Annotated in this window: 7 protein-coding genes; 3 read left to right on the top strand and 4 right to left on the bottom strand. The window is 56.3% G+C overall.

Translation table 11 applies throughout. The features are described 5' to 3' along the window. Positions 1 to 39: 39 nt before the first annotated feature. Complete coding sequence (locus tag ACO054_RS01490) at positions 40 to 435, bottom strand: response regulator transcription factor (protein ID WP_421708672.1); 396 nt, start codon at positions 433 to 435, stop codon at positions 40 to 42. 348 nt (positions 436 to 783) lie between these two features. Then, positions 784 to 1,710, bottom strand: a complete 927-nt coding sequence (locus ACO054_RS01485) for a GAF domain-containing protein (protein ID WP_421708671.1) — start codon at positions 1,708 to 1,710, stop codon at positions 784 to 786. A 318-nt stretch (positions 1,711 to 2,028) separates the two neighbouring features. On the opposite strand from ACO054_RS01485, the gene ACO054_RS01480 reads away from it, so the two are divergent. From ACO054_RS01480 to ACO054_RS01470, 3 genes are all read left to right on the top strand, one after another. Then, complete coding sequence (locus ACO054_RS01480) at positions 2,029 to 3,219, top strand: sensor histidine kinase (RefSeq protein ID WP_421708670.1); 1,191 nt, start codon at positions 2,029 to 2,031, stop codon at positions 3,217 to 3,219. 758 nt (positions 3,220 to 3,977) lie between these two features. Further along, positions 3,978 to 9,251, top strand: a complete 5,274-nt coding sequence (locus ACO054_RS01475) for a chemotaxis protein CheB (RefSeq protein WP_421708669.1) — start codon at positions 3,978 to 3,980, stop codon at positions 9,249 to 9,251. 24 nt (positions 9,252 to 9,275) lie between these two features. Next, entirely contained in the window at positions 9,276 to 9,737 is a 462-nt protein-coding gene (locus tag ACO054_RS01470) for a response regulator (protein ID WP_421708668.1), read from the top strand. A gap of 287 nt (positions 9,738 to 10,024) precedes the next feature. On the opposite strand, the gene ACO054_RS01465 is transcribed toward ACO054_RS01470, so the two are convergent. Together ACO054_RS01465 and ACO054_RS01460 are read right to left on the bottom strand one after the other, a co-directional pair. Then, a complete protein-coding gene (locus ACO054_RS01465; RefSeq protein ID WP_421708667.1) occupies positions 10,025 to 11,413 on the bottom strand; it encodes an aspartate aminotransferase family protein in 1,389 nt (462 codons plus the stop codon). Beyond that, positions 11,410 to 12,828: an aldehyde dehydrogenase family protein gene (locus ACO054_RS01460; protein ID WP_421708666.1), complete on the bottom strand. Its 1,419-nt coding sequence runs from the start codon at positions 12,826 to 12,828 to the stop codon at positions 11,410 to 11,412. Before ACO054_RS01460 ends, ACO054_RS01465 begins: the two co-directional genes overlap by 4 nt. Positions 12,829 to 12,901: the final 73 nt, after the last annotated feature.

Genomic DNA, 12,901 nt, shown 5'->3' with positions numbered 1-12,901 from the left:
CTGAGCGAAAACCCTCCCATCGACCGCAACGGATTTGGCTTAGCAGTGAGCCTCCAGCAAGCTGTCGGCCAGTACGACCAGCTCAGCTGGCAGAAAGGGTTTCTTGATACTGTCGCTCGCACCGAGCCGACGTGCCTGAGCGAGAAACCGGTTTTCCGCTTCGTCGTCGCCGATCGACGATGACGCTCCGGTAACGGCAATGACGGGCGGCGCCTCTCTCCCCAAGATCTTGAGCGCAGCGATAACCGACAGCCCGCCCTTACCATTGGTAACGAACAGGTCGGAGACGACCAGATCGATACCACCGCCCCGCAAGACCTCGATCGCTTCCTCACCCGAATGAGTCAGTACGACCTGATGGCCATTCAGCTCGAAGACGTCTCGCCATTCGAAGGCGAGTTGCAAGTTGTCTTCCATGATCAGGATGCGAGGCATGATCTTTCCGGTCCGTCCGGTTCTCGACACTCTTGGGAGATTATGATCTGACGACGAGATCACAGCCAAGCGACATACAATGCAGCTTCGCTATGATCTGGTCCGGCCAGCGAGAAGACTTCAACTGAGCAGGACGAATTTCAGAATTAGTGACCATTGCAGGAGTTACTCAAGGTTTTCCCTGTGCAAGAGGTTATGGTCCGAGAACAATTAGAAGCCCCTCACTCTCAGTCCTGATTCAGAAGCGGGCCGACTCAGCAAGAGTTTTGGAATCCTCTCGTCAAGGCTGGCATCGCGAGAGACTGAGTCACGGACACAGACAGCGTCTTGACGGACCTCGCTAAGGCGTCACTCCAGATTGTCCGACCGCCGGGCGATCTCCAGAGCAAGAAACTTCAGAACGATCTCGACGGCAGCGCGTACATCGGGATCGACGGTACGGCTGGTTCCATGATGGAACTCGACCGTTCCCCAAAGCCTGCGCCTGACCGACAAACGAAAACTCATGAGGGCGGAGACGCCGATACTGCGCAGATGCGCTCTGTCGGTCGACGAAACGCTTCGGAGAAGCGCTAGAGCCAAGGCGGGCGGTTTCACATCGGGTTTGGGTGTCACAAGCGGACTCTCCGGTTCACAGAGTGAACCAATGATCCGGAGGCCACTGTAGGGTCCGTGCCCCTGCCTCGACACAGGATGCTCTGCTATCGGGATATAGCTGCCTAGGAGCGACGTCAGCTCTGGACCACGCGCTTCGGCGATGACTGCGCCGCAGTCATCGGACTCCAGACGACAAACCATGACACGCTCAAATCCAGTAAAATGGCGCAGACCGACGACGGCATCTCCGAGACACCGGTCTAGACCCTCGACCCTCTCCAGGCGTGTCAAAAGACTGTGCAGCTGATCGAAGGTCGGGGCTGGAGGGCGTTCAAACGATGCCTTTGGTTCTAGTTCCACAAGCGGCCAGCCGTCCCGGAGGTGGGCCCAGAGGGTGAAGCGCTGCTCCTTCAACACAGTGGAGCCCGCCTGTTCTCTCTGCAGCAACGCGGTCGAGAGACTAAGCGCGTTGCCGATATCGTGAACTGCAGCCGGTCCGATAATCTCTTTGAGAGAGAGCTGAAGGGCTTCGTAAGATGGAATACCCAGCAGTTCTTCGGAGTTGGCACTGCACCAAACAACCTTATCCAGGCAGCGGTCCGGTACGAGTAAGACACCGAAATTCTGAATCTGAACAGAACTTGAGCGCAAGTGAGCAAATGTCTGTTCACGACTCACGCCGAATCTCCTCCAGCCTGAAGACCTCAGACGCAACCTTGCCGCCGAACATGAACGCGGGTTCACTTCAGCCTCGTCGAAGACTGTACTGGACAAAGAGTCTATCCGAGAAACCTACGTTTGATTGCGACACAATCCTAATAATCAGATCCTATCGTACATTAAATCGATAACCGCACTCCGGCAAAACAATGCATACGACCTTGGAACGATATTGACTGTCGTCCAATAAATTATTGCATTGCAAAATTTACTACAAATTAACCCAATGAACTGCATAATTATTCAAGATTGCGCAGTAATTATTGCAGACTATCAATGGTAGAGCAGGAAGGCGGGATGGAGTTTCACGCACTGGCCGCTGAGCGTTTCACCAGACCCAACTATCGTGTCGTCGTCGTCGATGACGATGCCGAGGATTTTCTGACTGTCTCCCGGCTTCTGTCAGCGTCGTCCCATGCCGATTTCCATCTGACTCACATCGACAGCGCCCTCTCAGCCGCTGAGCGGCTCGCTTCGGAGCGGTACGATGTCGCCCTAGTGGACTACTTTATCGACAACTCTCTCGGAACCGATCTCGTCTCCACCCTGGGCGGCATGAACTCCGACCTCCCCTTCATCATGCTGACAGGCAGCGGTGCCGTCGCGCTGGATAAGGATGCGCTCAACTCGGGCTTCGTCGATCTTCTTGAGAAATCGGAGATTTCGACACAAAGCCTGTCGCGATCGATCATGTACGCACACTCGCGGTTCCAGTTCGAGCAGCAGTTGAGGAAGAGCCGGGCCGAGCTCAAAGCAGAGAAGGAACGAGCTGAGGCTGCCAGCAGTGCCAAGAGCGACTTCCTTGCACGTATGAGTCACGAGCTGCGAACGCCGCTGAACTCGATTCTCGGCTATGCGGAGATGATTTCCCTCGGGATTGGCAGCCAATCGCCGGACCACGTGAAGCGCTATTCAGACTATATAGGCCAGAGCGGTAGACACCTGCTGGCCCTGATAAACGATCTGCTGGACATCAGTAGAATCGAAGCGAACGAATACAAGATCGAGCCGGTTTCGCTGAAACTGGAAGACGAAGCCCGCGCGGTCGCCGACTTGATCGCTCCGGCTGCAGAGGCTCAAGGCGTGCAGTTGACGCTCACTCCCTCGCTGTCAGGCGTTGGTGTGACGGCAGACCCACGGGCATTGCATCAGATTTTGCTGAACCTCTTGTCCAACGCGGTCAAATTCACACCGTCAGGCGGCGGAGTTACTGTCGCAGCGTCCCTGACAGAAACGGATGTTCGAATCCACGTCAAGGATACTGGAGTCGGGATCAACGCCGACGATATCGACACCGTTCTTCAACCCTTCGGTCAGGTTGCGAACCCGCTGTTCGAACCAAGAGACGGCACCGGCCTGGGCTTACCGATCGTCTGTTCGCTGGTCAAACTTCATGGTGGCGACTTACGACTGAACAGCCGCTTCGGGACAGGTACGGAAGTCATCGTGACTCTGCCGCGTAGCTAGATCGGACAGCGGTTGGTTGGAATAGTTTTACGATTCCAAACACTGTGTAAGGTCTGATTCAGACTCAGGCATTTGGAGCGTTTTTCTTGCGGTCGGCGGAACCGCCGAGCCGTTACCGACCATTATAAAACACTCTAACAAGCTGTTGACGAAGTGTCTGATACCTAAAAATGACGGTGTTTCCGCGAGTTCGGGGCAACACTTAGACATCGGAAAACAGCGTCTTCGCCCTGAACCGGCAGGCCAACACTTCATATTTCGGTTTCGACAGGCAGGCTGGTTTTGCACACAAGGCTGACTCGGCCGGGTTGTGCGCTCTGATTATCGTTGTCGGAAACGAGAAGCTGGCTTCGCGATTTGCGGATCTGTGTCGACCTATGTCGAACGGTCATGGCGATCTTCCGACTGCTCATCGATAGCTCGCGTAGGAGCTGACTACAGAGCCGCGTTTTCTGATACCCCGTCAGATGATTGCAGTCGATCAGGCGCGCAACCGCTGTTTCAACGATTTCCTTCTGTTCATGAAGCATTCTACGAAACTGATCAGACTGCATGACGCTCCACCTCCACATGCGATACGTCGGCTCGGAAATATCCAACGGCCGAAATACGAGCTGCAAAATAGCCACCATCTCTAAAAAGACTGTAAATACAGGGTCATATCGGCGATTTTGAACCGCATATTTTATACGATTTAGCATAGAGAGAGGCCAACTTGTGATGATCAACTATAAATTGGAAACATTCGCCCCATATCGATGTCAAAAATCACTTTGAAGCAAGCGAAATTCGGAATTTTCCTTTTACGAATTCATTGGCTGCTGAATAATCAGCTTTGCGAAGCGCACTCGCCCACCCCAGGAGCGCTCGCTGGAGGCCTCATGAAGAATCGGACGCTTTCCTCCACTCCCGATGCCCTCGCATCGAAAAGAAACCGGAAGAACCGCGGAACCGATAAGTCCAAGGCAAAGCCGGGGCACGGCGCGGATCCGAAGCGGACGGTCTCCAAAACAAAGCAAGCGACAGCTAAGCGAAGCAAGGCCGGCGAGAAGGCCTCTAACAGCACGAAACAGATTGCAACGCTTACCGGAGACGAAACGACCGATACCCAGCAGACTGCGGAAAAGGCAGCAACCGCTGGAAAGGCCACATCATCCGACGTAACCCGGATTGTCGCGATTGGAGCTTCGGCCGGTGGTCTGGAGCCTTTGCAGCAATTCTTCGACGCCATGCCCACGGATTCCGGCTTGGCTTTCGTCATCATCCAGCATCTATCACCGGACTTTCGTTCGATGATGGACGAGTTGATGGCTCGTCATTCGACCATGACCATCTGCCGGGCCGAAGACGGTATGCAACTCAGGCCGAACACGGTCTATTTGAACTCGCCCCGAACGGAAATGACAGTTGTCGAAGGCGCACTCCGACAGCGTAAAGGAAGTCCTGAGGCCGTTCTGGAGCTTCCCATCAACACCTTCTTCGAGTCGCTCGCGAAGCAGCAGCGCTCCAAAGCCATAGGCGTGATCCTCTCCGGCACCGGAAGCGACGGAACGAAAGGCTGCGAAGCGATAAAGGCAGAAGGTGGAGCGGTCCTGGTACAGGACCCCGCAACCGCGAAGTTCGATAGCATGCCCGTCTCGGTCATCGACCGGAGTCTGGCTGACTCGGTCATGCCGCCCGAAGACCTTCCGACCGTCATCATGGATCTCGTCAAAGGCCGCGATATCCGCATGATGTTGGATGCAGGGGCTATCAAGGATGACCCGACACGCGCCCTCTTCGATCTCCTGCGCGAACGTTTCGGAGCGGACTTCAGCAACTACAAGCGCGCCACCGTAGACCGCCGCATCCGCCGCCGCGCGGACATGTGCAAGTTGCCGGATCTAGAGAGTTACGTCGACTTCCTGATCGGAGATCGCGACGAACTGGAAGCGCTGTACCACGATCTTCTGATTGGCGTTACGGCCTTTTTCCGAGACGCCGAGGCGTTTCAAACGCTCGAGACGAAGATTGTTCCTGCCGTTGCCGCCGAAATGTCGATCGAACACCAGATCCGAGTCTGGGTGCCAGGTTGCGCCAGCGGCGAAGAGGCCTATTCGATCGCCATCGCCTTCAGCGAGTTTGCCCGCCTCAATAACATTCCCCTTAACCTCAAGATTTTGGCGACGGACATTCACAGCCGCTCGTTGGAGGCCGCCGGCGCTGCTGTCTATACAACGGAAAACCTTAAGCATCTGTCGGCCGAGCGCCGGAGTCTATATTTTGACCAAGAAGGTGATTACTATCAAATAAAGCCTAGCCTGCGGCGAAACATTGTTTTCAGTCCACACAATATCATATCAGACCCCCCGTTCACGCGGATTGACCTGTTAAGTTGCAGAAATCTCCTTATTTATTTTAACGACGCCACACAACAAAAAGTCCTTTCGTTTTTCCATTTCGCTCTGAACAGAAACGGCTATCTGTTTCTTGGGCCGAGCGAGTCGGTCGGGAAGCTCGGCGAAGAATTCGCCGTCGTCGACAAGCGCTGGCGGGTCTTTCAGAAAAGCCGCGATGTTCGCCTCGCCGACGCCACGTCGCTTCAATCGCAGGGAGGCCGCTACACGACCAGCGGTCGCCAGCGTTCCGCCGAGCTTGGACAACTCGCGACAGCACAAGAGCCTCTCGGCATGCGTCTCTATGCGCAGCGCGCCTTGAATGAGGCCTATTCCACGCTTCTCAATCGCTACGCCCCACCCGGCTTTCTGCTGACCCGCGATGGCAGCATTCTGCATATCTTCGGAGACGCGGCACGCTACCTGAACCTCAAAGAAGGGAGCTTCAGTCAAAGGATTATTGACCTTGTCAGAGAGGAGCTGAAGCTGGCCGTCGGCGCCGGTATCGAACGCGCCAAAGGACGCAATGCCGCCAGCTATTCACGACGAATCACCGTCCCCTCGTCGGATAGCGGATCCACTGTTGTGAACGTAACAGTTGACCCGCTGACCGCAAATGACGAGCAGGCCGAACACATCCTCCTGGTTCTGGAAGCACAGCAAGAGGTTGTTCATCGACCGGATCACTCGTCCGTTCAGAACCTGACGGTCGATCGGCGCGATACGGTCGAGGTCATGCAGCAACGGATCGACGACCTGGAACGGGATTTGAGGTTCACGGAAGAAAGTCTGCAAACGACCATTGAGGAACTGGAGACCAGCAACGAGGAACTGCAGGCGACGAATGAAGAACTTATGGCCTCCAACGAAGAGCTACAGAGCACGAACGAAGAGCTGCATTCCGTAAACGAGGAGCTTTACACCGTCAGCGCCGAGCATCAGACGAAGATCGAGGAGCTCACGCAACTCAACAACGATATGGATCACCTTCTCAAGGGAACCGAGATCGGGACGATTTTCCTGGACTCCGAGATGCGGATTCGCCGTTTCACACCGGCAGCCACCAAGGTCTTCAACCTCATCGCGCAAGACATCGGGCGGCCGATTTCCCACGTTACCTATCGCTTCAAAGAGCCGGCGCTCTTCAAACTTATCGACCAAGTGCAGCAAAACGCCCAGATGGCAGAAAAGGAAGTGGACGTCGACGACTGCGTCTACCTCCTGCGCATCTTGCCCTATGTGACAGAGCCAGACGACGCACTTGGTATCGTAATTACGATGATCGACGTGACCGAGGTCAAGGCGGCGCAGAGCCGTGCGATACAGTTGGATGAGCGCTACAAGAGCATTGTCGAAGACATGTCAGAACCGCTCGTCCGCTGGGATGCCGACGGCAGAATTACCTTCTGCAACAACGCCTACATAAGATCCAGAAAATCGGAAAGAGACGTTATCGTAGGCTCTAAGATCCATGACATGATTCCTGAGAACCAGCACATGAGCTTCTTCAGTGCGTTGAAGGATCTGTCACCGGGCGAGCACTACGACTTCAAGATGCAGCAAGGTCGAGCGCAAGGTACACCTCGCTGGTGGGCCGGAAATGTCAGGGCCATCGGCCAGGGAACCGAGGGCGTCGCCGAGTACCAACTGGTGGACCGCGATATCACCGACCTCGTCGAGCACCAGAACGCTTTGGCCGAGCTTCTGAAAGTCAATGATCAAGACCTCGACGGCGACTTCTCGGTGATCGACGCCATTCTAGACGTCGGTCGCCGATACCTCGACATGCCCATCGGGTTGAGGCTGGAAGTTCACGAAGGACGCTACACGCTTTTGAATCTACGCGGTGATGCCGGGCAAGATATAGGCCAAGGCATGGTTGTCGATGCGCAGGATACCGACCGAGAGACGTTCTATGGACTGAACGAGGTACGTACCAGCATCGACATCCCGAGCAGCCCTCTCAAAACGCACCCGTGGTACAGCACTCTCGGCTGTTGCACCTTCATCAGCGCCCCAATCCCAATCGATGAGAGCCGCGGCAGTGTCATCAAGTTTGCCTCTCCGAAAAAAAGAGACCGCGACTTTACCGGCATGGAAACTTCCTTCGTACAGCTTCTCGCCCACTTCACGGCAATCGAGCTGCGGCGGGCGCAACAACAAGAGCAAGTGAGGCGAAGCGCGCAGGAGCTCAACCTCATATTCAATAATGTTCCGGTGCGGATTTGGTACAAAGATGACAAAAATCGGATTCTGCGACTTAACAAAACAGCGGCGGACTCTATGGGCCTAACGGTCGAGGAGGCGGAGGGAGCCGATACGTATGATCTCTTCCCAGAGATGGCCGCCAAATATCACAAGGACGATCTGAGGGTCATCGAGTCTGGCAAACCTGAATTTGGGATCATCGAGGAATATACGCCGAGAGACAGTGCCCGAGGCTGGATCACCACGGATAAGATTCCCCATATCGACCCGACAACGAACGAGCGGTTTCTGTTCGTCGCGGCAGTCGATGTGACACAGCTGAAGTCGACCGAGCTGGCGCTTCGCACATCCAACGAAGAACTGGCGCGACAGCAGGAGAAGTACCGGAATCTCTACCAGCATACGCCCGCGATCTTGCACTCATTGGATGCCGACGGAAACGTGATCGAGGTCAGCGACCTCTGGTTGGACAGCTTGGGATATTCGCGAGAAGAGGTGATCGGAAAGAAGTCGACAGACTTCTTGACGGAAACGTCCCGCCAATATGCGTCGGATGTCGTTCTGCCCCAACTCTGGCGGGACGGACGTATCGAAAACATACCCTACCAGTTCGTTCGCAAAGACGGCTCGCAGATCGATATCGAGCTTTCAGGGATCATCGACTCCAGCGGCCAAGGACGGGAGCGTCAAAGTCTTGCCGTCCTGAACGACGTGACGACCAGAAACCAAGCCCTCAAGGCTCTCGAACTCAAGAACGAGGAACTGGAACACGCCAACGAAGGCTTACAGAAGTTTGCCTTTATTGCATCCCACGACCTGCAGGAGCCCTTGAGAAAAATTCGTCAGTTCAGCGAATATCTCGTTGCCGACTGCGAAGCCAGCCTCAGCAAGGACGGTCTCTATTTTCTCGACATCATAACAGGGTCGGCCAACAGGATGAGCGATCTGATCCGCGATATCCTAGCCTTCTCCAGAACATCCAATCAGCCGATCAGTCTTCAGAAAACCGATCTCAACGAACTCTTCTCCCGGCTGCTTCTAGACCTGGAGATTCAGGTAGTGGAGGCGAATGGGATCGTTGAGATCGGCAAACTGCCCTCCGTGATGGCCGACGGCACTATGGCGCTGCAGCTATTCGAGAATCTGATCTCCAACGCTTTGAAATATCGCCATCCCGACCGTCCTCCTCACATTCAGGTCAAAAGTACGATATCGACCGATAAAAAAACCTGTAGAATAGACATTGTCGATAACGGAGTTGGGTTTGAACAGAAATACGCGGAGACGATCTTCGAACCTTTTCGACGGCTGCACAAGAAGAGCGAGAAGGACGGTTCCGGTATAGGACTGGCAATTTGCCGCACGGTGTGCGAACGCCATGGCTGGTCGATCGAAGCCAAAGCTACGCCAGGTGAAGGTGCCGTTGTGACGGTGGGGGTGATAGTCTAGAAAGCACTGTTTTTGGGGACGACGATGCAGTCCGGTGCAGAACCTGTCATAGTGTTGATGGTCGACGACGACGATGCTGACGTTTACTCCGCAAAGCGTGCTTTTCGCGAGGGTAAGATCGTCAACGACTTTCGCCACGTCTCAGACGCCGACGGTTTGTTCGACTACCTGGACCGAATGAGCGATGGTCCAGGCTCAGCCCCCTACCCTCGACCTCATGTGATCCTGCTCGATATCAACATGCCCGGTTTGAGTGGTCTCGAGGTGCTCAAAACGCTCAAACAGAACGAACTCTATCGCTCCATTCCTGTCGTTGTTTTGACCACATCGGATGAGGAGCATGACGTAAGTGAGAGCTATGCGCTCGGCGCAAGCTCCTACATCACGAAACCGGTCAGCGTCGAAGGTATGATGAACATGGCGCAGCGCTTCGAGGAATACTGGTTCCAGATGGTACGCATTCCGAAGGGCGATCTTAGCAAGTAACCAAAGAGCCGAGGGCGACAGTTGCGAGGCACTCAGCAGGGCCCTGCCGCCTGGTTTTCCGGCTTACAGCTTTCGGCACGAGTTGGCCAGAGAGCTACGCCGGCGCTCCGTTCCCAAGGAAGAAGTAATCTCGCTACTGGGTCACCTTCGGCACTCGACGACCGATGTCTACGCGCCCTATGAACCCGGCTTCAACAGCGTGGCGCGCGACACCTAGGACGGCATTTTAGCCGACCTGGACGGGCTGACAAACCGCTCCCTGCTCAAGCTGATCGGCCCGGTGTAGGCTAAGCAGTGTCCACAACGTCCAGGACTGATCGTCGTAACACTTCTACGATCTGATCGGCCTCACCCTTTGACAGGCACAGCGGTGGAGCCAATCCAATGATATCCCCCTCGGGCATGGCGCGCGCGATCACGCCTTGCTCCAGCATTTTTGCGACGACGGCCATACCGACTTTTTTCGCAGGATCGAAGAAGGAGCGGTTCGCGCGATCCTCGACGAGCTCAACGGCACACAACAGGCCCTCTCCGCGGACTTCCCCGACATGGGGATGATCGCCAATGGCGTCCTGAAGTGTCTCTTTCAGATAGCTTCCAGTCGTAGCGGCATTGGCCGGCAAACTCATCTCGTCGACCAGCTTCAAATTGGCGATGCCAGCCGCCGCCCCTATGGGGTGTGCCGAATAGGTCCAGCCATGCCCGATCGGCCCATTTTCATCGGTGCCTTGTTCCAAGACCTGCCAGACTCGCTCCGAGATAATCGAACCCGACAGCGGCGCGTAGGCCGATGTCAGCCCCTTGGCGATGGTGATAAGATCCGGCCGCATGGCATAGTGGGTTGAGCCGAACATGGAGCCCAGACGGCCAAAGCCGGTAACGACCTCATCTGCGATGAGAAGGATGTCATGCTTCTCGAGAATGGGTTGGATTGCATCCCAATAGCCTGCCGGCGGCGGCACCAGGCCGCCGGTTCCAAGCGCCGGCTCGCCGATAAACGCCGCGATGGTATCAGCACCTTCTTGCTCGATCAGCGCCTCAAGCTTGGCTGCGCAATCGGCCACAAAGGCTGCCTCGTCCATCGCCGTATCAGCCCGACGGTAGTAGTAGGGCATCTGCGTGTGGATGACGTTTTTGAGCGGCAGATCGAACTTGGCGTGAAAAAGCTGAAGACCCGTCAGCGATCCGGTCATCAGCCCTGAGCCATGGTATCCGCGCCAGCGAGAAATGATCTTCTTCTTCCGCGGCCGCCCCAGAATGTTGTTGTAGTACCAAACGAGCTTGATGTTGGTCTCGTTTGCGTCCGATCCACTCAGCCCGAAGTAGACTTTCGACATGTGGTCCGGCGCCCGGTCGAGCACCATTTTTGCGAGGGTAATGGACGCCTCTGTCCCATGTCCCGCATAGGCATGATAGTAGGCAAGTTCGCGCGCCTGATCGGCGATAGCCTCGACAATCTCCTGGCGGCCATACCCAACGTTCACGCAATAGAGGCCGGCAAAAGCATCCAGCAACCGGTTGCCATCGCGGTCTTGAATATAAACGCCTTCACCACCAGACACGATGCGACTGGCGCTCTCTCCCCGCGCATGCTGCGCAAGGTGGGTGGAGGGGTGCATGAAGGCCTCCCGGTCCCACCGGTCAAGCACATCGTTCGGCAAGGTCTCAAGGGTCATGAGGCAGCTCCTTGGAGTGATGCAAGCCAGCGAAAACAGGCCACTTTGGGCTCGCTCATAGCCGCAACTGCGGCCGTGACGCCTTCGCGACCGACACCAGACTGACCGGTGCCGCCGAACGGCATCGCATCGAGGCGATAGTCAGTGCTGTCGTTCACGATTACGGTCCCGACATCCAACGAGCGAACAGCCCTGTATGCGTCGTCCAGTCGTTGGGTGAAGATTGCCGCTTGCAGACCGAACGGCGTCGCATTGGCTTGCGAGATGGCATCGTCGATGTCGTCTGCGGACATCAGCGCCGTAATGGGACCGAAGACCTCATCACGCAGTATGGGGTCGTCGGCTCTGAGACATTCCAACAGCGTCGGCTTATAGTGAACACCATCTCGCAAACCGCCGGCCAGCGTCCTTGCGCCAGCAGCAACGGCATTACGGCCCATCGCCTCGACCCGGATGGCTGACGCCTCATCGATCAAGCAGCCCATTTGCGTTCGCGGATCTTTCTTAGGCCCAGTGACGACAGCACTGAAACCGTCGGCCAAACGCTCCCGAAGCTTTTGGTAGATACCTCGCTGAGCAATGATCCGCTGCACGTGGAGGCAGTTTTGCCCGGCCGCTGCGATCGCACCCGATACGCAAGCTTCGACGGCCAAATCGAGATCGGCGTCATTCATTACAATCGTGGCGCAATTGGAACCCAGTTCCGTAACAAGGCGCGTCACGCCCGCCGACGCCGCAATTTTCCTGCCGGTTGCGAGCCCGCCCGTGAAGGAGACGAGACGCACACGGTCATCGGCAAGCAGAGGCGGAACAAGTTCGGCGCCCTGGCCGGTGAGCACCTCTATGGCGCCCTTTGGGAGATGCTCAGCCAGTACGTCGACCAACCAAAGTGCGCTGAGCGGCGTCGCTTCATGGGGTTTGAGGATGATGGGGCATCCGGCAGCGACTGCCGGGCCAATCTTGTGCGCCACCAGATTGAGCGGGTCGTTGAAAGGCGTGATCCCAAGCACCACGCCGACGGGCATCGGCTCGGCCCATCCGCTGCGCCCCACACCGGTCGGGTATTGATCGAACCGGATTGTCTTTCCGGTCAGATCGCGCGCGGCCTCAGCTGACAGGCGCAAAGTCTCGGCGGCCCGCTCGACCTCGCTGCGCGCTTCGGTGATCGTTTTGATGCCTTCGCTGGCGATAAGTGCGGCAACGGTGTCGACCTGCCCCTTCAAGGTGTGGGCGCTTGCACGCAGCGCGGCCATGCGCGCATGGGTCGGCAAGTCGGCCATATCGGCGCGGGCACCGCTGGCGCGATCCAGCGCGGCACACGCATCGACCTGCCTATGGCGCGCAACGGTTCCTACAAGCGCTCCGGACTCGGGATCGGTTACATCCATAGATTCTGAAGCGCGCGCAGTGTGCATGGGTCACTCGGTTTGCCAATCCCTACGCTGTACACTACCGTCTAGAAGCGCTCGAAAGCGTCGAAGATGGACC

This window comes from Algihabitans sp., from assembly GCF_965226985.1.
Taxonomy (GTDB): Bacteria; Pseudomonadota; Alphaproteobacteria; order Kiloniellales; family DSM-21159; genus Algihabitans.
This window is presented reverse-complemented; position numbering and strand designations above follow the sequence as displayed.